Genomic DNA, 22,586 nt, shown 5'->3' with positions numbered 1-22,586 from the left:
TTCTAAGAACTCCCGCCTACAGCTTAACTCCCGTTATCCCTGAAAGCGGATGCAAAGATACGCCTAGTTTTGAGTTGAGCAAGAGGGAAAGTGAATTTATTTAATGAAAATATAAATTTAATTTGCAGCAGCCTCAACCTAAACCAGTTGCTTAGATTATTTTTTTTATAAATTAATTTCAAGCAGCCCCCTATACTATTAAGGAGTAATTTATTTTTACCAACATACCTTAATATAAGCCTTAACTATTGCTTAAGCCCTAACAACCTTTTATCTTTGCCGCTTCAAATTATTTAAGAATGATCAAGGTAAGTTTACCCGACGGAAGTATAAAAGAATTCGAAAGCGGCATCACTCCTTTGGAGGTTGCTCAAAGCATTAGCCAGGGTTTGGCTCGCAATGTAATTTCAGCTAAATACAATAATGAGACAGTAGAAGTATCTACCCCACTCACCCAGGATGGGAATCTCGTTCTTTTTACCTGGCAGGATGATGAAGGCAAAAAAGCCTTCTGGCATTCGAGCTCTCACATTATGGCTCAGGCTATCGAGGAATTATACCCCGAGTCTAAACTAACGATAGGGCCTGCAATCACAAATGGATTTTATTACGATATAGATTTTGGTGAGCATAAAATTTCTGAAAATGATTTTCCGAAGATTGAAAAGCGAATGCTGGAAATCGCACGGGAAAAACACGACTTCAAATTAAGAGAAGTATCCAAGGCCGATGCCCTTCAGTATTATAAAAATCAGGAAAATCCATTTAAGGTTGAACTTATCGAAAATCTGGAAGATGGAGAAATCACGTTCTGTGATCATTCAAGTTTTACCGATTTATGTCGCGGGGGGCATATTCCCAATACAGGCATTGTAAAAGCAGTTAAACTGATGAGTGTTGCGGGTGCCTATTGGAGAGGAGATGAAAAGAACCCACAATTAACCAGGGTTTATGGAATTTCATTTCCGAAGCAAAAAGATTTAAAAGAATACCTCGAACTGCTGGAAGAAGCAAAAAAGAGAGATCACAGGAAGCTCGGAAAAGAACTTCAGCTATTTACTTTTTCTCAAAAAGTTGGGCAGGGTCTTCCATTATGGCTACCAAAAGGTGCCGCTTTAAGGGAAAGACTGGAAAACTTCCTGAAAAATGCGCAAAGGAAGGCCGGATACGAAATGGTGGTAAGCCCCCATATAGGTCAAAAGGAACTCTATGTTACTTCAGGCCATTATGCCAAATATGGAGAAGATAGTTTTCAGCCGATACATACCCCTAATGAGGGAGAGGAATTTCTGCTAAAACCTATGAACTGCCCTCATCACTGTGAAATTTACAACTCGCAATCCTGGAGCTATAGAGATTTACCGAAGCGATTTGCAGAATTCGGCACCGTTTATCGCTATGAACAAAGTGGAGAATTGCACGGTTTAACCCGGGTTCGCGGATTCACTCAGGATGATGCTCATATATTTTGTACCGCAGAGCAACTCGATGAAGAATTTAAAAAAGTAATAGACCTTACCTTATATGTATTCGATTCTTTAGGTTTCGAAAACTTTACTGCGCAGGTTTCTCTCAGAGATCCTGAAAACAAAGAAAAATATATAGGTTCTGATGATGTTTGGGATAAGGCTGAAAATGCCATTATTAATGCCGCGAAAGAAAAGGGGTTAAACTATGTAGTAGAAACCGGAGAGGCTGCTTTCTATGGTCCTAAACTGGATTTTATGGTGAAAGACGCCCTGGGCAGAAGCTGGCAATTGGGTACCATTCAGGTAGACTACAATCTTCCTGAACGTTTCGACCTTACCTATAAAGGAAGTGACAACGAAACCCATCGTCCCGTGATGATTCACAGGGCTCCTTTTGGCAGTATGGAACGTTTTATAGCTATTTTACTGGAGCATACGGCAGGAGATTTTCCGCTTTGGCTAATGCCCGAACAGGCTATCGTGCTCTCTCTCAGTGAAAAGTATGAAAAATACTCCCAAAAAGTTTTAACTTTGCTGGAAAATCACGAAATTCGCGCCCTGGCCGATAACCGAAATGAAACCATCGGAAAGAAAATACGGGAGGCCGAAATGAATAAATTCCCCTATATGTTAATTGTAGGAGAACAGGAAGCTAAAGATGGTACAGTTTCTGTACGGAAAAGGGGCGAAGGCGATTTGGGAACAATGAGTCCTGATGACTTTGCCGAAATAATCAAGAAAGAAATAAGAGAGACGCTTAAAGCGTTTAATGTTTAATTAAAATTTTATAAGCCATAGCAATACGTAGAAAAAGATCAAAGCGACCGCTAAGAGAGATTAAGGAAGATCCGCATCGAATTAATAAAAAGATTCGGGCCGAGGAAGTTCGGCTAGTGGGTGATAATGTTGAAATGGGGGTTTACCCAACCAGAAAAGCCCTGGAGATTGCTGAAGAGCAGGAACTGGATTTGGTTGAAATTTCCCCAAATGCCAACCCGCCTGTCGCCAAGGTGATGGACTATAAGAAATTTCTTTACGAGCAGAAAAAGCGCGAAAAAGCTTTAAAAGCCAAAGCCAGTAAAGTGGTGGTTAAGGAAATTCGATTTGGTCCCAATACCGATGATCACGACTATGAGTTTAAAAAACGAAATGCAGAGAAATTCCTTAAGGAAGGCGCTAAGCTAAAAGCCTTTGTATTTTTTAAAGGTAGATCTATTGTATTTAAAGATAAGGGAGAAATTTTATTATTGAGACTTGCTCAGGATCTTGAAGAGTTAGGAAAGGTTGAACAAATGCCTAAGCTGGAAGGAAAGAGAATGACCATGTTTATAGCTCCCAAGAAAACGAAATAAGAGCATAAGAGAGTTAATCATAAAAGAAGGAGAACATGCCTAAAATGAAAACTAAATCCTCTGCCAAAAAGCGTTTTAAGCTTACCGGTAGTGGTAAAATTAAAAGAAAGCACGCGTTTAAAAGTCACATCTTAACAAAGAAGTCTAAAAAACGTAAGCTGGCCCTTACTCACAGTACTTTGGTACATGAAGCAGATAAGGACAATGTTAAACTTCAATTACGCTTAAAGTAATCCTGAAGCAATTAACGGTTTAAATTATTTAAAAAACCCTGGAGTTGGGCAACACTTCAACCAGTTTGAAGTTTCAGTTAAAAGTGTCAAAAATGACCGCCTGCTACAAAAACAATTAAAATTATGCCAAGATCAGTAAATTCAGTTGCGAAGAGAGCCAGAAGAAAAAAGGTTCTTAAGCAAGCAAAAGGTTACTTCGGACGTCGTAAAAACGTTTGGACAGTAGCTAAAAATGCGGTTGAGAAAGCTATGCTTTATGCATACAGAGACCGCAAAACCAAGAAACGTAATTTCCGTTCATTGTGGATTATGCGTATTAACGCTGCAGCCCGTGAACACGGTATGTCTTATTCTCAGTTTATGGGAGGTGTAAAAGCAAATGGTATTAGCCTGAACCGTAAGGTTCTTGCCGACCTTGCGATGAACCATCCTGCTGCTTTTAAAGCAATCGTAGAAAAAGTAAAATAAACAAGATTTATACTCTCTTATTTAAAAATCCGGCTCACAAGGCCGGATTTTTTTATTGTCCATATACGCTAACTACCAATTTTCTTCCGCTGGCATTATCCCGATGTTCACATAAATAAATTCCCTGCCAGGTTCCTAAATTTAGGTGCCCATTGGTTACCGGGATTTGCACCGAGCTCCCCAGCAATGCAGCTTTAATATGGGCAGGCATATCATCTGGTCCTTCCATAGTATGCTTGTAGTAAGGCTGATTTTCAGGAACCATTTCATTAAAATGACTCTCAAAATCCTCAAGCACCGTTGGATCTGCATTCTCATTTATGGCTAAAGACGCCGATGTATGTTTTATAAATACCTGGAGAAAACCTAGCTTAATTTCTGAAATTTCAGGAATAGCCTTAAGAACTTCTGAAGTAATAAGGTGATAGCCCCTGGCTCTTGGCTTGAGTTGAATTTCTTGCTGAAAAAACTTCATAAATCAGGTTTTTTGTGGTTTTTTTCGGGCTGCGGGGAACAAAACATTATTCAAAATTAAGCGATATCCCGCGGAGTTGGGATGCAATGACAATTCCGTTTTGGGATCCCCTACTCTATGCTGGTAATCTTCCGGGTCGTGACCTCCATAAAAGGTAAAAAATCCCTTCCCCTTAATTCCGTGGAGATATCTTACTTCAGAATTCAGTTTGCTTTCCCCCATAATTAAAATATTGGGTTTTATCTGAGTAGGTTTATAAGCTGTGGTTTGACCCATAAAGCCTTTTACCAAACGGGTATGATTTTGAGTGAGCATAGTAGGCACTACATCCCACTTGGCCGAAAAATCCATAAGGGTGAAATAGTCGCTTTCCTTCGGAATATTTCTGTGATTTGTCATGTCTATTGACGAAAATTCATATTCCATAGGGCTTTTTTCAAGAACAAAATCGGTAAACGCAAAAGTCTTGCTGAAATCTATTTTAGATTGATAGCCAGGTTCACTGGGGTCACCATCAAACATAGGTTCGGCGATATCTACCCCTTCGGCAGCCAGGGCGATATCAAAGCTATCGGTGGCGCTGCACATCGCAAACATAAATCCGCCGCCCACAACATAATCCCGAATTTTTAAGGCTACATCCAATTTTTGTTCTGAAACCTTGGAATAGCCTAAGGCAGCTGCCATTTCTTCTGCTTCGCGCTTTTCTTCAATATACCAGGGAGTAGTGCGAAATGCACGGTAGAACTTTCCGTATTGACCGGTAAAATCTTCGTGATGCAGATGCAACCAATCATATTGCACCAATTCATCCTGTAGCACCTGTGGATCATAGATAGTCTCGTAAGGAATTTCAGCATAAGACAATACAAGGGTTACCGCATCATCCCAGGGTCTTTTATCTCCTGGCGTATATACCGCGATTTTTGGCGCTTTTTCAAGGCTAACACTCTCCATATTTTTGGAAGGACTTTGAATCTCCTCCAGAATTTCGAGGCTTTTGGAATCGCTTATCACCTCAAAAGAGACTCCTCTAATCTGGCATTCCCTGCGCAGTTCTTCGGTATTGCTAATGAGAAAGGCGCCACCCCGGTAATTCAACAACCAGCGTACTTCAAGATTTTTTTCAAGTGCGAAATAAGTAATTCCATAGGCCTTAAGATGGTCCCGCTGGGTATCTGCATCCATCGGAATCAGGAGATTGGAAGCCTGTGCTGAAACTCCAAAAATCAGGAGAAAAATAAATAGTCGGAAAGTGAAAAACCCGCTGCCATAGATGCGGCGACGGGGAAATATTTTAGAAAGGCACGTCGTTATCGTCGTCATTAAATCCAGAATTCATTGAGCTGCCAAAAGCTTCATCGGCACTTGGGCTGGGTAGATTTCCAGAACCAAAGCCCTGGTCATCTTCACCCTGGTTCATTTTTGAATGAAACTCGAAGGGAGAATCAAACTCCTCTAAGTTATCAAATTTACCAAGATGCCCAATGAATTTTAACCTGATATTCTCCAGACCACCGTTACGGTGCTTGGCTACGATAAATTCACCCTGTCCCTGGGTTGGTGTTCTTTCATCATCATCCCATTCATCGATTTTGTAATATTCGGGACGATAGATAAAGGAAACAATATCGGCATCCTGCTCGATAGCACCCGATTCCCTAAGGTCAGATAGTAAGGGGCGTTTGCTTCCTCCACGAGTTTCTACAGCACGTGATAACTGGGACAGTGCAATAACCGGAACATTTAATTCTTTTGCAAGAGCTTTAAGGTTTCTCGAAATTGTTGAAATTTCCTGCTCCCGGTTGCCGCCACCTTTTTGAGAACTTCCGGCAGTCATTAATTGCAGGTAATCAATAACAATAAGTTTAATCCCATGTTGAGAGGCCAATCTACGAGCTTTAGCTCTGAGATCAAAAATCGATAAGGAAGGCGTATCGTCTATAAATAAAGGAGCTTTTTCAAGATCTTTCACCTTAACATTAAGCTGTTCCCATTCGTGTTTTTCGAGATTTCCGGTTCTTAATTTTTCGGAAGAAAGACCTGTTTCCGAAGAAATTAACCGGGTGATAAGTTGTACCGAAGACATTTCCAGCGAAAAGAAAGCTACAGGTATATTTTGTCCTACCGAAATATTCCTGGCCATCGAAAGGGTTAAGGCCGTTTTACCCATACCGGGACGAGCCGCAACGATGATAAGGTCACTGGGCTGCCAACCCGAAGTAAGCTCATCGAGTTTATCAAATCCTGAAGGCACCCCGCTTAGCCCCTCTTTATTCGAAATTTCCTGAATCCTGTTTTTTGCCTGGATCACTAAACTTTGAGCAGTTTCGGTAGATTTCTGGATGTTACCCTGGGTAACCTCGTAAAGTTTAGATTCGGCACTGTCTAATAAATCAAACACATCGGTGCTTTCGTCGTAGGCTTCTTCAATAATCTCATTTGAAATCTTAATAAGGCTTCGCTGAATATATTTCTGAAGAATAATTCTCGCGTGAAACTCTATGTGAGCCGAAGAAGAAACCTTTTGAGTAAGCTGAATCAGATAATAATCTCCGCCCACCTTTTCAAAATTCCCGTCTTTCTTAAGTTGATTTGAAACGGTTAATAAGTCGATAGCTTCCGAATTTTCGAAGAGCTTTTTTATGGCATCGAAAATAAATTTATGGGAATTTTTGTAGAAGGCATCGGCCTCGAGGATGTCTATGATCTCATCTACCCCTTTTTTATCGATCATTAGGGCTCCTAACACAACTTCCTCTAAATCAACTGCTTGTGGCGGAATTTTCCCTTTTTCAAGGTTAATTACATTTTCTTTTTTATATCTGAAACTTTGCGGGGCAGTGATTTTTTCCATAGCACTAAAGTAATTAAAATGTTAAGACAGTCTTAAAGATAATTGCAGCAGTTAATTCACCGGTCTTCAACAATTTACCTGTTAATAAGTCTGTTTTCTTGTTAATAAGGCCAAAAAAATCCGAAGTAAAGTTACTTCGGATTTTTCCGGATTGTGGTATTAAAGGGATTAAGCTTTAAACACACCCATATTCAAATATTTTTCCTGACGCTTTTCAATAAGGTCTTCTGGTGATAAGTTTTTAAACTCCTCATAAGCATCTGCTATCGCCTTACTTACCGTAGAAAAAGTCTCTTCCCGGTTGCGGTGAGCGCCGCCCAGGGGTTCTTTTACGATCTCATCTATAAGCTTTTGTTTCTTCATATCCTTGGCGGTAAGTTTGAGCGCATCGGCCGCCTGCTCCTTGTATTCCCAGCTTCTCCAAAGAATAGACGAGCAGGATTCAGGAGAAATTACCGAATACCAGGTGTTCTCCAACATTAACACCTTGTCTCCTACTCCAATTCCCAAAGCTCCCCCGCTGGCACCTTCACCAATTATCACCACGATAATTGGCACCTTTAGCCTGGTCATCTCCAAAATATTACGGGCTATCGCCTCGCCCTGACCTCTTTCTTCAGCCTCAAGACCAGGATAAGCTCCGGGAGTATCGATAATTGTCACTACGGGCACTCCAAACTTTTCAGCCGATTTCATTAATCTTAGCGCTTTGCGGTAACCTTCGGGATTTGCCATTCCGAAGTTTCTGTACTGCCTGGTTTTAGTATTATACCCCTTTTGCTGACCTATGAACATAAAGCTTTGATCTTCGATCTTTCCAAGACCACCAATCATTGCTTTATCATCTTTTACATTGCGATCGCCGTGTAATTCCAAAAAGGTATCGCCGCAAATCGCTTTAATATAATCTAAAGTATAGGGCCTGTCGGGGTGACGGGAAAGTTGTACCCGTTGCCAGGCGGTAAGGTTTTTATAGATTTCCTTCTTCTTTTCGGTAAGTTTCTTTTCTATTTGCTTGCAGGTAGCCGTTACATCAACTTCGCTCTCCTCTCCTATATTGCAGGCTTTTTTGTATTGCTCTTCTAACTCTTTAATGGGTAATTCAAAATCCAAATATTCCATAATAAGCAGTTATGGGGGTTATTAATTAGCTTACAAATATAGCAAACTTTAAAGGGAAGAATTCCCATAAATCAGCAATAAATTTAAACCGATTTGGCTTTTAACGCTTCGCTTTATAGAGTAGAAATACCGCCAGAATCCCAAAAGTTATATTAGGGAACCAAACCGCTATAAGTGGAGAGAATGAAGATTGCTCGGCCATAGTGCCAAAAACCTTGTCAAAAAAGATAAACACAAAGGCCAGGGTTATTCCTAAAGCAAGGTTTACCCCCATCCCTCCTCTTCGTTTTACCGAAGAAACCGCCACTGCGATTATGGTTAGAATAAATGCCGAGACTGGAATACTCCATCGCTTATAAGCCACTACCAAATACCGGTTGATATTACCCGAGCCGCGTTTGCGTTCTTTTTCAATAAATTCGTTTAATTCGGTGTAATTAAGGGTTTCAGCGATATAGTTTTCAGGAGTTAATTCATCAAAATCAAAGGGTAGAATGGTGTCTATGGTATTTTTATGAAAAATTTCATCTTCATCTTCCCCCACAACTCTTTTATCGAAATTGCTTAAGGTATAGGTAGAATCTTTATCGTTAAAACGAAGCCTTGACGCGCTGATTTTAAATTTAAGCTCATTGCCTTCAAAATGTTCCAGGGTGAAGTTTCTCGCCGTTTTAGTCATTGGTTGAAAATGACTGGCATAAATATATTCGTTATCGTTAACCTGCCGGTAAACATCACTGGTTTCCTGGGTTTGGGCTCCTTTTTTTAAGTACTCATATTTAAACTCATTAAAACCCCTCGAAGCCGAAGGCGCTAAATACATACTTAAACCCAGGGCTAATAAACATACTATGGTAGCACCTATTAAATATGGCCTGAGAAAACGGTAAAAGGAAACCCCACTACTTAGAAAAGCAACAATTTCTGTATTATTCGCCAATTTGGAAGTAAACCAAATCACCGATAGAAACAGAAACAGGGGAAAAAGCAGGTTAGCGAAGTAAATCGTAAAATCCAGATAATATTTAGCCACTTCAATAAATGGCACTTCATTCTCCAGAATTTTATCGATCTTTTCAGCCAGATTAATGGTAATTCCAATAGGTATAAACAACAACAGCATAAGCACAAAGGTGCCCAGGTAGCGTTTAAGAATATACCAATCGAGAATTTTCAAATTTTAAAGACGTTTATCCATTTGTCTAACCATAGTTTGCTTCCAGGAAGCGAAGTCACCGGCTAAGATATGTTTTCTGGCCTCACGAACCAACCACATATAAAAGCCAAGGTTATGAATGGTAGCAATTTGCTTGCCAAGCATTTCATTTACGCTAAACAGGTGCTTTAAATAAGCTTTGGTATAATAGGTATCTACGTAAGTAATCCCCATTTCGTCTATGGGAGAGAAATCATCTTCCCACTTTTTGTTTTTAATATTTATGGTTCCGTGTGCAGTAAATAACATGCCGTTTCTGGCATTTCTGGTAGGCATCACACAATCGAACATATCCACGCCCAGGGCGATATTTTCAAGTATATTAATTGGTGTTCCCACTCCCATTAAATACCGGGGTTTATCCTGCGGAAGAATTTCGGTGACCACCTCGGTCATCGCGTACATTTCTTCGGCCGGTTCACCTACCGAGAGTCCGCCTATGGCATTCCCGGCTGCTCCGGCTGAAGCGATATACTCTGCCGATTCTCTCCGAAGATCTTTATAGGTACTTCCCTGCACTATCGGAAAAAGCGTTTGCTCATAGCCATACAAGGGCCCGGTTTTCTCAAAATGCGTAATACAGCGATCCAGCCAGCGATGCGTCATATGCATAGAACGCTTGGCATACCTGTAATCGCAGGGATAAGGCGTACACTCATCGAAAGCCATAATGATATCGGCACCGATAGTTCGCTGAATTTCCATCACATTTTCAGGAGTGAAAGTGTGAAAAGAACCATCTATATGAGATTTGAATTTCACCCCTTCCTCGCGAATTTTTCTTCGCGCCGAGAGAGAATATACCTGGTAGCCTCCACTATCGGTTAAAATATTGCGGTCCCAATTCATAAATTTATGAAGGCCTCCCGCTTTTCTTAAAATTTCGGTTTGGGGTCTTAAGTATAAATGATAGGTATTTCCCAGAATAATATCGGGATTTACCTCTTCCTTTAATTCTTTTTGGTGTACTCCTTTTACCGAGGCTACGGTGCCCACGGGCATAAAAATTGGGGTTTCTATCTGGCCGTGATCGGTGGTGATGGTTCCGGCTCTGGCTTTGCTACCGGCATCGGTAGTTAATAAGTCAAACTTCATATAAGAAAATAATGGTTTCCGAAAGCTTCGGAAGAAGCATTTCTAAAATTTTATTCACGGGAAAATTTACTTCCGTAGGTGATTAAATCCCGGCAAAGATAAATAACTAAACTCCAATAGAAAGAAAGCCGGCTTTTAAAATGTTAGTTAGTCTTGTTCAATAGTTAATAACTGAAGTCTGTATGCTTTGACAAAGCTATTTAAAAACCTATTTTTGCGACAATTATAAAAACAACACAACTTTTAGAATGCCAAACATCACAGAATTACAGGATTTTGCCACCCAGGTTCGCCGGGATATTTTAAGGCAGGTACACAAGGTAAATTCGGGTCACCCCGGAGGCTCCCTTGGTTGCACCGAATTCTTTACCGCTCTTTATAAGGTGGTGATGAAACACGACCCGGAAAACTTTGATATGAATGGAAAGGATGAAGATCTTTTCTTCTTATCAAACGGTCATATTTCTCCGGTTTATTATAGCGTTCTGGCCCGTACAGGCTATTTCCCGGTAGATGAGCTTAACAGCTTCAGGCTTATCGATTCCAGGCTTCAGGGACACCCAACCACCCACGAGGGGCTTCCGGGAATTAGAATTGCTTCAGGTTCATTAGGTCAGGGACTTTCAGTAGCTGTGGGCGCTGCTCAGGCTAAAAAACTTAACAAGGATAAGCATCTTGTATTTTCCCTTCACGGAGACGGGGAATTGCAGGAAGGTCAAAACTGGGAAGCTATTATGTATGCTGCCGGGAATAAAATTGACAACCTTATTGCTACTGTAGACCTCAACGGCCAACAGATAGACGGGAGCACCGAAACCGTACTTCCGCTGGGCAACCTTCGCAAGAAATTTGAAGCCTTTGGCTGGACTGTGCTTGAAGTAGAAGATGGAAATGATATGCAACAGGTGATCGACGGGCTTGAAGAAGCAAAAAGTCTAACCGGAAAAGACAAACCTGTTTGTATCCTTCTAAATACGATAATGGGTCACGGGGTAGACTTTATGATGCACACTCACGCCTGGCACGGAAAAGCGCCTAACGATGAGCAGTTAGAAAATGCCCTTGCTCAAAACAAAGAAACTTTAGGAGATTATTAAAGGCCCCTCCTGGCCTCCCCTGGCGGGAGGAATTTGTTTCTAAGGGGAATGGATAAAAAAATACAGTTTTCCGCCTTCGCGGAAATGACAATAAAATTTAGAATGAAAAAATATACAGATTCAGGAAAAAAAGATACCCGCTCTGGTTTTGGAGATGGGCTTACCGAACTTGGGAAAACCAATGAGAATGTGGTAGCCCTTTGTGCCGACCTAACCGGTTCTTTAAAAATGGACGATTTCAAGGCTAATCATCCCGAAAGATTTTTTCAGGTAGGGATTGCTGAAGCCAATATGATAGGAATGGCTGCGGGAATGACCATTGGCGGAAAAATTCCATTCACCGGAACCTTTGCCAACTTTTCTACCGGAAGAGTTTACGACCAGATTCGCCAAAGTGTGGCTTATTCAGGGAAAAATGTAAAGATTTGCGCTTCTCACGCCGGGGTAACTCTGGGAGAAGATGGTGCTACCCACCAAATCCTGGAAGACATAGGTCTTATGAAGATGCTTCCGGGAATGACTGTGATCAATACCTGCGATTACAATCAAACCAAAGCTGCCACTATAGCCATCGCCGATCACGACGGCCCGGTTTACCTTCGTTTTGGCAGACCTAAAGTAGCCAATTTCACTGCCGAAGATCAAAAATTTGAAATTGGGAAGGCGGTTCATTTATATGAAGGAAACGATGTTACTATAATCGCTACAGGTCATTTAGTATGGGAAGCCATTCAGGCTGCCGATGAGCTGGCCGAAAAAGGTATTTCTGCTGAAGTGATTAATATTCACACCATTAAACCTTTAGATGAAGAAGCTATTATCGCTTCGGTAAAGAAAACCGGATGCGTGGTTACTGCTGAAGAGCATAACTTTCTTGGTGGACTTGGAGAAAGCGTTGCCCGCACTCTTAGTCAAAATCACCCGGCCCCTCAGGAATTCGTAGCTACCCAGGATACTTTTGGCGAAAGCGGAACTCCCGAACAATTAATGGAAAAATACGGGCTAAATGCAGCCGCAATAATTAAGGCCGCAGAGAAAGTTTTAAAACGTAAATAAAATTCTCTTAGCAAATTCATAAAAGCCTTTCAGGAAAAATTCTGAAAGGCTTTTTTTGTTTGTAAGAATAAACGGCAGAGTTTGTGCGTTTATACAAAACCTAACATATAAATAAATCGAATATGAAAAAGTTAATGATTATTGCAATTCTTTTCTGCGGAACCGGTCTTATGGCCCAGGAAGCTAAATTCGGAATAAAAGGTGGTCTAAACTATGGAGCCACGGGAGACTACGAAAGTTTTGGCGAAGGAATTTCTGATGCCACTACTTTTGAAGGAAAAAGCAAAACAGGTTTTCACCTGGGTGCTTTTAGCCAGTTTAGCCTCTGGGGTATTTTTCTACAACCCGAATTAATGTATACCAGGCTTAATACAGAATACGAAACTTTCGAATATAAACTCGATAAGATCGATGCGCCTGTATTATTAGGTGTAAATGTTCTAGGGCCATTAAATATTAAGGCAGGACCTTCTTTTCAATATGTACTAAACAATGAAATCGATAACAGCAACTTTAAGGTAGGTGAGGTTGAGAATAAAATCACTTTAGGTTACCAGCTTGGAGCCGGGGTAAATTTAGGCCGACTTGGCTTTGATGTTCGGTATGAAGGCGCTTTTAAGGAAAATACGGCCTTTAGCGAAACCGCTTCAGAAAATTTCAGGATAGATTCAAGACCCTCACAGTGGATCTTTAGTTTGTCTTACGCACTTTAAAATTTTAAACACCGAATAAAAAATGGCCTCCGTAATTTAGGGAGGCCTCTTTTTTATTTGAGAAGATTAGTCTTATTTAAAGGTATCCGGATCTAAATAATCTGGAATTCCGTTGCCATTAGAATCGGGGAACTCTAAAGTTCCATCTTCGTGAATAATGATCTCCTCACGGGTAGGAGTTCCATCACCGTCATCATCACGATCTGAATGGTTTGGGATTCCATCTCCATCGGTATCATCATTGAATAAGTTTCCATCCCCGTCAAGATCTTCCATCCAGGAAGGTATCCCATCGCCATCGTGATCGGCCTCGTTCATACGCATCAGGTTTACCACAAAAACAAGTGGACTGTAAGGTGGAATTGAAGCCTGAGGTTGAGAGAAATATCCAAGCCCTGAAGGCATAATTACAATCCCAATTCCGTAGTCATTATTCCAGGTCACGGTATTATCTGAATTCACTGTATAGCCTGTGGCTGCTTTAAATTCATTTAAACTATTCTGAAATCCGGGAATTACACCACCCCTGCGGGCAAGTTGGCCATTGGAATTCATCCCAATAAAACCTGGTAAATCAAACCACACCGGGTTTGGACTTTGATCGAAAGTAGTGCGGTTTAAAAGCTCTCCGCGATAACGAACAAAGGTAGAATCGGCGAAAGTTGGCTGCTCGCCTTCTCCCTCGCGAATTTTCAGGATGTATAATTTATAATCTACTTCATTTTGAGTAACGGTTTTCACCATTAAATTCTCAGAATCGGCCAAAGAGGTTTTATCGCTGTTATCTCCGGCGATAGTATCTATGCTTACTGAATAGTCAAAACCTTCAGAAGGATTTTCAAAATCTTCGTAATTGTAGAAATGAGTCGCCAGGTATTGTTGAATGGCCTCATCGTCTTCTATGGCCTGTTCACCACGGTCACGCTCGGGAATTGGCCCGGGGGCATCATCATCGTCATTACAGGAAACCAAACTTAAAGCGGCAAAAAGGCCGGGAATCAAATATTTCTTCAATTGCATTGTATTTTCATTTTAGGCGCGCAAGATACAATAATCTTGTATTTTTGTTTAGCAATAACGCAGTTTTAAAGGCCCGATTATATGAGAGTAGATAAGTTTTTATGGTGTGTGCGCTATTATAAAACCCGAAGCATTGCTACTAATGCCTGCAAGCAGGGCAAGGTGAAAATTAATGGCGCTTCGGTTAAACCTTCAAAAGAGGTATTTCCCGGTGAAAAAATCAGCCTTCGCAAGGGCCAAATCGATTATGAGCTGGAGGTATTAGACCTTCCGCCCAGTAGAGTTGGCGCCAAACTGGCTAATATTTATGTACTTGATATTACACCAAAAGAAAATTTTGAAAAACTGGAGTTGCTGAAGTATTCAAAAGATTATTACCGCAAAAAAGGTACCGGGCGCCCTACCAAAAAAGATCGCCGTGATATAGACGATTGGTTTGATGCTGCGGAAGAGGACACCAGGGAAGAAGAAAAATGACAGAAAATTACTGGTCACAACGCTACCGGAAAGGTCAAACCGGCTGGGATATAGGTTATGCTTCCCCGGCCATTATCGAATTTATGGAATCTTGCAATTCCAAAGATCTCAAAATTCTTATCCCGGGAGCAGGCAATGCATGGGAAGCTGAAGAGTTATTCCGAAAGGGCTTTAAAAATATATTTATCGCCGATATCGCCGAAGAACCACATAAAAATTTCAAAAATCGGGTGCCAGATTTTCCTGATGAACAATTGCTTCAAATTGATTATTTCAACATTGAAGACAAATTTGATCTTATTCTGGAACAAACTTTCTTTTGTGCGCTTCCGGTAGCATTAAGGCAGCAATATGCAAATAAAGCAGCGAGCCTGCTCAATAAAAATGGAAAGATAGCCGGGCTCCTCTTTAATTTTGAACTCACATCACAAGGCCCGCCTTTTGGAGGAAGCAAAGAGGAGTATTCAGGTTATTTTAGGCCGCTTTTTAAAGTCAACAAACTCGAAGCCTGTTATAACTCCATAAAACCCCGTGAGGGAAAGGAGTTGTTTTTTATCTTTACCAAACTATGAAGACAGAAACCTTAATCTTAGACCACGAGCAAATTCAGCATAAAATTAAGCGCATAGCTTACCAAATCTATGAGAACAACATAGATGAGAAAGAAATTATCCTGGCGGGAATTGCTAAAAACGGCTATATTTTATCACAACGCCTGCAAGACAGTTTACAGGAAATTTCACCTTTAAAGGTAGAATTATGCGAGGTGAAGATAGACAAGAAGAATCCGCTGGCGCCAATTAGCACCAGCCTAACTTCTGAAGAATACCGCAATAAGTCTATTATTTTAATAGACGATGTTCTAAACTCGGGGTCAACGCTAATATACGGGGTACGCCATTTCCTAGAGGTTCCGCTAAAACTCTTTAAAACTGCGGTTTTGGTAGACCGAAATCATAAAAAATTCCCGGTAAAAGCCGATTTTAAAGGAATTTCCCTGTCTACCTCACTCAGTGAAACCGTGCAGGTAGAATTCAAAAAAAATGCAGATAAAGCTGTCTTGCTATAACTTTTCCAGGATTCGCTTTACGATTTCCCCGGGTTCCAGCTCGTCTACATTAATGATATAATCGCTTTGATTGTAGAAATAGGCTCTTTCGAAAAGATGTTTCCCAATAAATTCTTCAAGGGCCTCCCGGGTTTCGAGATGACTTATCACCGGGCGGTGCATTTTCTCGGGAAACAATCTATCTACCAGCACCCTTACAGAGGCTCGTAAATAAAAACTTTTGGCATCGGGAGCCTGGTCTATGGCTTCCATATTATCGCCGTAACAAGGGGTCCCGCCACCAAGCGAAATTACCATATCGGCAGTTTCGTCGAGTACATCCTGAAGAATTTTTGCTTCAAGCTTTCTAAAATACAGCTCGCCTTTTTCTTCAAAAATATCATTGATACTGTTTTCTTCAATAATTTCTATCTGGTCATCGAGATCTACAAAACTATAGGAAAGCTGCTTTGCCAACTGCTCTCCTACAATAGATTTCCCACTTCCCATATAGCCTGTTAGAAATATTTTCATCGGTAATTTACTAGTTTTTAGGTTGATTCAAATCAATTACAAATTTATATCAATTTAGGCTTGAAAAATAAATATATGAATGTATATTTGCACCCGCATTCGCAAAAAAGCGATAGCGCAAGATAAGATCTGGTAGCTCAGTTGGTAGAGCATCTCCCTTTTAAGGAGAGGGTCCTGGGTTCGAGCCCCAGCCAGATCACAGTAATTAAGTTCTGATTTTGTTGGGCGAGAAGCCTGTCCCGATTGAAGCGATAGCGAAACATCGGGAAGCCCCAGCCAGATCACTCTAATGAAGTTCTGATTTTGTTGGGCGATCCCGATAGTCATCGGGACCGATTGAAGCGACAGCGAAACATCGGGAAGCCCCAGCCAGATCACTCTAATGAAGTTCTATTTTTTTATTTCTGAAATCTTTTCAGATTAGATCTTAAACAATTTTGACCGATCTGGTAGCTCAGTTGGTAGAGCATCTCCCTTTTAAGGAGAGGGTCCTGGGTTCGAGCCCCAGCCAGATCACTCTAATTAAGTTCTGATTTTGTTGGGCGATCCCGATTGCCATCGGGACCGATTGAAGCGACAGCGAAACATCGGGAAGCCCCAGCCAGATCACTTAAAAAAACGTTCAGAATTTCGGCTATGAAATTCTATTTTATGACTTCCCACTAAAGTTCGATTTTCGAATCCTGCTTTTGCCCGGGTGCTGGAACTGGTAGACAGGCATGGTTGAGGGCCATGTGTCCATTAGGGCGTGCGGGTTCGACTCCCGCCTCGGGCACTTTTTTATTCCGGTTTTTTTTACATTTCCTTTTTTTTCGCTCCTATTTCGGAGTCTTTTTTTTACTGAATTTTATTTTGTTTGATATTTAACTATACTCATTAAACATTTTAACATTTCGGTAATGCGGGTCAATGAGTTTATTCTGTAGTTTTGACTATATTGTTCAAAATATATGGAATTAATCAAACAAAGCTTCAGCATAAAAGACCTTGAGAATTTAAGCGGAATCAAGGCACACACCATACGAATTTGGGAAAAACGCTATAATATTCTCAACCCCGATCGTACCATTACCAATATTCGAAGCTATAACAGCGAGAATCTTCAAAAGCTACTGAACATAGCCTTTCTCAATGAACACGGCTACAAAATTTCCCGTATTTCTAAATTGAATGATGAGGAAATTCGAAAAATGGTGCGAAATATTACCGCCAGTGCAAGTTCTGAAAATCGGGCCCTGAACAACATGAAACTGGCGATGATCAATTTCAATGAAGAGCTCTTCAACAAAACCTATAATGAACTTCGTGAAAAGCTTAGTTTCAGGCAGGTTTTTCACCAGGTCTTTTTACCCTTTTTAGAAGAAATTGGATTGCTCTGGCAAACCGACACCATTAAACCCATACATGAACATTTCATTGTAGATCTCATTAAACAAAAAATTTACCTGAATCTTGCAGAAATAAAAAAGCAGAATTCGCCCCAACAGGGGAAACTTTTTGTGCTGTTCTTACCAGAAAATGAAATTCACGACATAGGGATTATTTACCTCTATTATGAATTGATCTATAATAAAAAGAATGCGATCTATCTGGGGCCAAGTCTTCCGCTTACCGATTTGGGCTATCTTTTAGAAAGACACGACGACATCTCATTTATCAGCTATTTTACTACTTCCCCTGCCAGCGTTTCAGAATTCGTTGAAGAATTTCAAAAACAGGTATGCGAAAAGAAAAATTATGAATTACAGCTGTTAGGTCATAAGATAAAGACTTTAGAGAATCCAGATTTCCCCGATTTTGTAAAGCTATACCAGGACCTTAACCAATTTATAAAAGAGCTTTAGCATGCAGAAGAAAATATCGATAATAGGTTCGGGCTTTGCTTCATTGGCATCGGCCTGTTATCTGGCTAAAGCGGGCTACGAGGTAGACATTTACGAGAAAAATGGAGAAATTGGCGGTAGGGCAAGACAATTAAAAAAAGAAGGCTTCACCTTCGATATTGGCCCCACCTGGTATTGGATGCCCGATGTCTTTGAACGCTTTTTTGGAGATTTCGGTAAAACTCCTTCAGATTATTACCATCTTGAAAAATTAAATCCGGCCTACAAGGTTTTCTTCGGAAAAGACGAAAGCATACGCATTGCCGATAACCTACAGGAAATCTACGCCGCCTTTGAGGCTGAAGAACCCGGGAGTTCAGCAAAACTTCAAAAATTTATAGCTGAAGCCAAAGACAATTACGACATAGCCATTAAAGATTTGGTATATAGACCCGGTCTCTCCCCTCTTGAACTGGTGACTCCGGCAACCATCAAGAAACTTGGAAGTTTTTTCAGCAGTATAGCTAAAGATGTGCGAAAGGAATTTAGCAATCCGAAATTGATTCAAATTCTGGAATTTCCGGTGCTTTTTCTGGGAGCAAAACCCTCAAAGACTCCGGCCTTTTATAATTTTATGAATTATGCCGATTTTGGTCTGGGAACCTGGCACCCCAAAGGAGGAATGCATAAAGTAGTAGTTGGGATGGAAAGCCTGGCGCTGTCTCTTGGCGTTAATATACACACCAGCACCCCGGTTGAACAAATTTATGTTGAAGATAATACGGCCATAGCTCTACAGATACACGGAAAAAAAATCTACAGCGATTATATTCTTAGCGGTGCCGACTATCACCATACCGAAAGCCTGCTACCCGAACGAAACCGGCAGTATTCTGAAGCTTATTGGGAAAGAAAGACCTTCGCGCCCTCCTCGCTTCTGTTTTACGTTGGTTTTGATAAAAAAATCGAAAACGTAAACCATCATACCCTATTTTTTGACACCGATTTCGAGGCCCACGCAAAAGCGATCTATGACGAAGCCGGCTGGCCTGAAGATCCTTTGTTTTATGCCAGTTTTCCTTCTATAACAGATGCTTCAGCCGCACCAGCAGGAAAAGAAGCCGGGATATTTCTTATTCCGCTGGCCCCGGGAGTAGAAGATTCCGAAGAAATTAGGGAAGAATATTTTCAAAAAATTATCACCCGCTTTGAAAGTCTCACAGGTCAGGAGGTGCAGCACGATATTCTTTTTAAAGAATCCTTCTGCGTGAATGATTTCATCAGGGATTATAATTCTTATAAAGGGAATGCCTATGGGCTGGCAAACACCCTTTTTCAGACCGCTTTTTTAAGGCCGGGTTTAAAAAGCAAAAAAGTTCATAAATTATATTTCACCGGGCAGCTTAGCGTGCCGGGACCCGGGGTACCCCCATCCCTGATTTCAGGTAAACTTGCCGCCGGTCTAATTCAGAAATCAAAAAATTAATATACCTATGAAATCTATTTTTGATCTTGTCTCGCATACCTGCAGCAAAGGAGTCACCCAGGCTTACAGTACCTCCTTTTCTACCGCGACTAAAATGCTGGCACCTTCTATTAGACAGGATATCTATAATATTTACGGCTTTGTGCGCCTGGCCGATGAAATTGTAGACAGTTTTCACGATTATGACAAAGAAAGTCTCTTTGATGACTTTGAAAAAGACATGTATAAGGCCATCGAGCAGCGAATAAGCCTTAACCCTATTCTTAATGCTTTCCAGGAAACCGTGCATAAGTATCAAATCGAGGCTGAGTTATACGAAGCCTTTATGAAAAGTATGCGACAGGACCTAAGCAAATCTGATTACCTGAGCATCGAGGAGTATAAAGAATATATTTACGGCAGTGCCGATGTTGTAGGATTAATGTGTTTAAAAGTCTTTGTAAAGGGTGATCAAAAAGCATATTTGAAATTAAAAAATTCGGCAATGAGTTTGGGCTCAGCTTTTCAGAAGGTAAACTTTTTGAGAGATCTGAAGGCCGATTTTGAAGATTTAAACCGAAGCTATTTTCCCAACACCAACCTGGCGAAACTTGACGAATCGGGAAAAACCAGAATAATTCAGGAGATTGAAGAAGATTTCAGAAAAGGCTTTGAAGGCATAAGCCAACTACCAATTGAAGCAAAATTTGGAGTGTATACGGCCTATGTGTATTACAAAAAGTTGCTGCATAAACTTAAACGCACCCCATCGATGGAAATACGTCACCGGCGCATTAGAGTTTCCGATTATCAAAAGGCCGGATTGCTGGCAAAATCGTATCTTTCGTGTAGATTAAATTTAATTTAATACCTTGGCTTTTATGGAGATTTTACGATGGATTCTGGTATTTCTGGGCACCTTTATCGCTATGGAAGGAATGGCCTGGTTTACTCATAAATACATAATGCACGGGCTTTTGTGGAAATTACACAAAGACCATCACCATAAAGATCACAGCAGCTGGTGGGAACGAAACGACCTGTTTTTTGTATTCTATGCCCTGGTAAGCATTGGGTTTTTCTTGTTGTGGCAATATGAAGGAGTATGGTTTGGGCTGCCGGTAGGACTTGGAATTCTGGCCTACGGAATCACCTACTTTACCGTTCACGATATTTTTATACACCAACGCTTTAAAATGTTTAGAAACGCGAACAATCGCTATGCTAAAGGAATTCGAAGAGCACATAAAATGCACCATAAACACCTGGGAAAAGATGATGGAGAATGCTTCGGAATGCTTTGGGTGCCGATGAAGTATTTTAAAAAATAATCCTGAAAAATCTGCGTTGAACTCCTATGCTTGGACCGAAATATTTTTATGTGATCATTGGCGGCGGACTTGCAGGTTTGCAACTGGCCCGGCAACTTAGCCGGGATATTTTTTTTAAAGGCAAAAAGATCGCCGTAATCGACAAAGATTTTGAGCCCCCCCGAAAGACCTGGTGTTTTTGGGAAAAAGGAGCCGGCCAATGGGATGAGCTGGTAAGCGCTTCCTGGAAAAAAGCCGAATTCATCACTGCCGAAATCAATCAAAGCCTGGAATTAGACCCCTATATTTATAAGAGAATTGAAGCTGAAAAATTTCAAAAGCAATTAAGAGAAGAAATTAGCCAGTCGGGAGATATTATTTTTATTGAAGATGAAATTGAGGAGATCGACCCCGTCACCATGAAAGCTCACGGTAAGCTGCGAAATTACACAGCCGCGCATTTCTTCGACAGCCGCCTGGACCCAATGTACCTCAACAACGAAAAACACAGCCTGGTTTTTCAGCATTTTAAGGGTTGGGAGATTGAAACCGCAAAACCTGCTTTTAATCCGGAAGTATTCACGATGATGGATTACCGCCTGCCCTATCCGAAGGCTACTGCTTTTACTTATATTTTGCCTTTTTCAGAAACCAGGGCTTTGGTCGAATACACTTTTTTCACCCCATTTTTAACTGAAGAAAAAACCTACGATCAAAAGCTCGGGGAATACTTGAAGGAAATTCTTAAAATAGAAGATTACAAAATAAGCAACACAGAAGCCGGCGTGATTCCGATGACAGATTATCCTTTTGAAAAAGCAAACACCCGCCAGGTCACTAAAATTGGCACCGGTGGCGGTTGGGTAAAAGCTTCTACCGGCTATTCATTTAAGAATACCGAGAAACGGGTTTCAAAGATCATCGAAAATCTAAAAAGCAGTAAAATGCCCGGAGAAGGCCTCATAAATAAAAAATTCAGGAAATACGATTCGATTTTCCTGGATGTTCTGGCCAGAAACAATCAAAAAGGAGAGGAAATTTTTACAAAATTCTACACAAAAAATTCACCCCAGGATATTTTCAGGTATCTTGATGAAGAAACTGAATTTTCAGAAGACTTAAAGATTATGTTTAGTCTCTACAGTTTCGATTTTATAAAATCTTTCTTCCGAAAAGGTTTTTAATTTTCTTCTATAATAAGCTTATCCAGTGTTGTTCTAAAAGAACGGCTATTCCAATCTGCAGCTCCAATTTTCTTGATTACGATTTCGCCATTTCTGTCTATAACATAAGTAGTGGGCAGGCTGTAACCTTCCAGGGGTTTGGGATCCTGGGACAACATTCGGTAGCTGGGAAGGTTAAGTTCTTTTTTATCCATAAATGCGGCAGTAGTTTTGTGGTCTTCTCCTGAAATAAAAAGAAATGTCACCCTATCCTGATAATCGTTATAAAGCTCCTGAAAGCTGGGCATTTCTGCAATACAGGGCGGGCACCAGGTAGCCCAGTAGTTAATGATAACCACTTCCCCTTCTGCTTCATTAAAATTATAGCGTTCACGATTTTTATCTTCAAGCACCCAGTCATAACTGGCTAGCTTTTCCCGGTTTTCCTCCCTGGTTTCTGAAGGACTAAAAGAAAAGGTTTTATTCAAAAATATTTGAATGGGCTTTCTGGTTTGCGGAATGATGAGCACCAGGATCAAAACAACAAAGATGATATTAGACCACTGGTTCTTAAATAGCTTTTTCATAAGTAT

23 protein-coding genes, 3 tRNA genes and 1 pseudogene are annotated in these 22,586 nt (G+C 40.8%); 18 read left to right on the top strand and 9 right to left on the bottom strand.

Annotated elements, in window-relative coordinates:
• Positions 1–299 precede the first annotated feature (299 nt).
• The 4 genes from thrS (at position 300) to rplT (ending at position 3,522) form a co-directional block, all read left to right on the top strand.
• Positions 300–2,246, top strand: coding sequence for a threonine--tRNA ligase (gene thrS, locus ACW6QP_RS11685; protein ID WP_457911051.1), 1,947 nt, complete (start codon positions 300–302; stop codon positions 2,244–2,246).
• Between the two features lie 59 nt (positions 2,247–2,305).
• Complete coding sequence (gene infC, locus ACW6QP_RS11680; protein ID WP_457911054.1) at positions 2,306–2,821, top strand: translation initiation factor IF-3; 516 nt, start codon at positions 2,306–2,308, stop codon at positions 2,819–2,821.
• Positions 2,822–2,856: 35 nt separating this feature from the next.
• Positions 2,857–3,054, top strand: a complete 198-nt coding sequence (gene rpmI, locus ACW6QP_RS11675) for a 50S ribosomal protein L35 (protein ID WP_457911050.1) — start codon at positions 2,857–2,859, stop codon at positions 3,052–3,054.
• A 123-nt stretch (positions 3,055–3,177) separates the two neighbouring features.
• Positions 3,178–3,522, top strand: coding sequence for a 50S ribosomal protein L20 (gene rplT, locus ACW6QP_RS11670; RefSeq protein WP_457911049.1), 345 nt, complete (start codon positions 3,178–3,180; stop codon positions 3,520–3,522).
• A gap of 52 nt (positions 3,523–3,574) precedes the next feature.
• Here rplT and ACW6QP_RS11665 read toward each other — a convergent pair whose 3' ends face one another.
• The 6 genes from ACW6QP_RS11665 to tgt form a co-directional block, all read right to left on the bottom strand.
• Entirely contained in the window at positions 3,575–3,997 is a 423-nt protein-coding gene (locus ACW6QP_RS11665; RefSeq protein WP_457911048.1) for a secondary thiamine-phosphate synthase enzyme YjbQ, read from the bottom strand.
• A 3-nt stretch (positions 3,998–4,000) separates the two neighbouring features.
• Complete coding sequence (locus ACW6QP_RS11660; protein ID WP_457911047.1) at positions 4,001–5,323, bottom strand: asparagine synthetase B; 1,323 nt, start codon at positions 5,321–5,323, stop codon at positions 4,001–4,003.
• Positions 5,295–6,854, bottom strand: coding sequence for a replicative DNA helicase (gene dnaB / locus ACW6QP_RS11655; protein WP_457911046.1), 1,560 nt, complete (start codon positions 6,852–6,854; stop codon positions 5,295–5,297). The genes ACW6QP_RS11660 and dnaB overlap by 29 nt, the downstream gene beginning before the upstream one ends.
• A gap of 168 nt (positions 6,855–7,022) precedes the next feature.
• Positions 7,023–7,976 (bottom strand): acetyl-CoA carboxylase carboxyltransferase subunit alpha, encoded by a 954-nt coding sequence (locus tag ACW6QP_RS11650; protein WP_457911045.1) that lies wholly within the window; start codon positions 7,974–7,976, stop codon positions 7,023–7,025.
• A 100-nt stretch (positions 7,977–8,076) separates the two neighbouring features.
• Positions 8,077–9,153, bottom strand: coding sequence for an LptF/LptG family permease (locus ACW6QP_RS11645; RefSeq protein WP_457911044.1), 1,077 nt, complete (start codon positions 9,151–9,153; stop codon positions 8,077–8,079).
• Between the two features lie 3 nt (positions 9,154–9,156).
• Positions 9,157–10,287 (bottom strand): tRNA guanosine(34) transglycosylase Tgt, encoded by a 1,131-nt coding sequence (tgt, locus tag ACW6QP_RS11640; RefSeq protein WP_457911043.1) that lies wholly within the window; start codon positions 10,285–10,287, stop codon positions 9,157–9,159.
• 239 nt (positions 10,288–10,526) lie between these two features.
• Between tgt and ACW6QP_RS11635 the strand changes: the two are divergent.
• The 3 genes and pseudogenes from ACW6QP_RS11635 to ACW6QP_RS11625 all read left to right on the top strand — a co-directional run.
• Positions 10,527–11,384: pseudogene (locus tag ACW6QP_RS11635) on the top strand (transketolase); the annotation flags it as partial.
• A 102-nt stretch (positions 11,385–11,486) separates the two neighbouring features.
• Entirely contained in the window at positions 11,487–12,440 is a 954-nt protein-coding gene (locus tag ACW6QP_RS11630; RefSeq protein WP_457911042.1) for a transketolase family protein, read from the top strand.
• 122 nt (positions 12,441–12,562) lie between these two features.
• The gene (locus ACW6QP_RS11625) at positions 12,563–13,153 is read left to right on the top strand and encodes an outer membrane beta-barrel protein (protein WP_457911041.1); all 591 of its coding nucleotides are present in this window, start codon (positions 12,563–12,565) and stop codon (positions 13,151–13,153) included.
• Positions 13,154–13,225: 72 nt separating this feature from the next.
• Here ACW6QP_RS11625 and ACW6QP_RS11620 read toward each other — a convergent pair whose 3' ends face one another.
• The gene (locus ACW6QP_RS11620) at positions 13,226–14,173 is read right to left on the bottom strand and encodes an FKBP-type peptidyl-prolyl cis-trans isomerase (RefSeq protein WP_457911040.1); all 948 of its coding nucleotides are present in this window, start codon (positions 14,171–14,173) and stop codon (positions 13,226–13,228) included.
• An 81-nt stretch (positions 14,174–14,254) separates the two neighbouring features.
• On the opposite strand from ACW6QP_RS11620, the gene ACW6QP_RS11615 reads away from it, so the two are divergent.
• The 3 genes from ACW6QP_RS11615 to ACW6QP_RS11605 are packed head-to-tail and all read left to right on the top strand — an operon-like array spanning position 14,255 to position 15,719.
• The gene (locus ACW6QP_RS11615; protein WP_457911039.1) at positions 14,255–14,650 is read left to right on the top strand and encodes an RNA-binding S4 domain-containing protein; all 396 of its coding nucleotides are present in this window, start codon (positions 14,255–14,257) and stop codon (positions 14,648–14,650) included.
• Positions 14,647–15,222: an SAM-dependent methyltransferase gene (locus tag ACW6QP_RS11610; protein ID WP_457911038.1), complete on the top strand. Its 576-nt coding sequence runs from the start codon at positions 14,647–14,649 to the stop codon at positions 15,220–15,222. Before ACW6QP_RS11615 ends, ACW6QP_RS11610 begins: the two co-directional genes overlap by 4 nt.
• Positions 15,219–15,719 carry a phosphoribosyltransferase family protein gene (locus ACW6QP_RS11605; protein ID WP_457911037.1) on the top strand — a complete coding sequence of 167 codons (501 nt, stop codon included), beginning with the start codon at positions 15,219–15,221 and terminating at the stop codon, positions 15,717–15,719. The genes ACW6QP_RS11610 and ACW6QP_RS11605 overlap by 4 nt, the downstream gene beginning before the upstream one ends.
• Here the strand turns inward: ACW6QP_RS11605 and ACW6QP_RS11600 are convergent.
• Entirely contained in the window at positions 15,714–16,232 is a 519-nt protein-coding gene (locus tag ACW6QP_RS11600) for a shikimate kinase (protein WP_457911036.1), read from the bottom strand. The two genes, ACW6QP_RS11605 and ACW6QP_RS11600, sit on opposite strands and share 6 nt — an antisense overlap.
• Before the next feature lie 126 nt (positions 16,233–16,358).
• On the opposite strand from ACW6QP_RS11600, the gene ACW6QP_RS11595 reads away from it, so the two are divergent.
• The 8 genes from ACW6QP_RS11595 (at position 16,359) to ACW6QP_RS11560 (ending at position 22,014) form a co-directional block, all read left to right on the top strand.
• Positions 16,359–16,431: transfer RNA gene (locus ACW6QP_RS11595), tRNA-Lys, on the top strand.
• Positions 16,432–16,675: 244 nt separating this feature from the next.
• A tRNA-Lys gene (locus tag ACW6QP_RS11590) sits at positions 16,676–16,748 on the top strand.
• Between the two features lie 175 nt (positions 16,749–16,923).
• A tRNA-Leu gene (locus ACW6QP_RS11585) sits at positions 16,924–17,007 on the top strand.
• A gap of 175 nt (positions 17,008–17,182) precedes the next feature.
• Entirely contained in the window at positions 17,183–18,076 is an 894-nt protein-coding gene (locus ACW6QP_RS11580; RefSeq protein ID WP_457911035.1) for a MerR family transcriptional regulator, read from the top strand.
• Position 18,077: 1 nt separating this feature from the next.
• Entirely contained in the window at positions 18,078–19,541 is a 1,464-nt protein-coding gene (locus ACW6QP_RS11575; protein ID WP_457911034.1) for a phytoene desaturase family protein, read from the top strand.
• Between the two features lie 7 nt (positions 19,542–19,548).
• Positions 19,549–20,388: a phytoene/squalene synthase family protein gene (locus tag ACW6QP_RS11570; RefSeq protein ID WP_457911033.1), complete on the top strand. Its 840-nt coding sequence runs from the start codon at positions 19,549–19,551 to the stop codon at positions 20,386–20,388.
• Between the two features lie 13 nt (positions 20,389–20,401).
• The gene (locus ACW6QP_RS11565) at positions 20,402–20,851 is read left to right on the top strand and encodes a sterol desaturase family protein (protein WP_457911032.1); all 450 of its coding nucleotides are present in this window, start codon (positions 20,402–20,404) and stop codon (positions 20,849–20,851) included.
• Positions 20,852–20,877: 26 nt separating this feature from the next.
• A complete protein-coding gene (locus ACW6QP_RS11560) occupies positions 20,878–22,014 on the top strand; it encodes a lycopene cyclase family protein (RefSeq protein ID WP_457911031.1) in 1,137 nt (378 codons plus the stop codon).
• On the opposite strand, the gene ACW6QP_RS11555 is transcribed toward ACW6QP_RS11560, so the two are convergent.
• Positions 22,011–22,580 carry a TlpA family protein disulfide reductase gene (locus tag ACW6QP_RS11555; RefSeq protein ID WP_457911030.1) on the bottom strand — a complete coding sequence of 190 codons (570 nt, stop codon included), beginning with the start codon at positions 22,578–22,580 and terminating at the stop codon, positions 22,011–22,013. The genes ACW6QP_RS11560 and ACW6QP_RS11555 overlap by 4 nt on opposite strands.
• Between the last annotated feature and the right edge of the window lie 6 nt (positions 22,581–22,586).

Source organism: Salegentibacter haimaensis, assembly GCF_054121495.1.
Note: the sequence above shows the minus strand (reverse complement) of the source record. Positions and strands in the feature narration are given on the sequence as shown.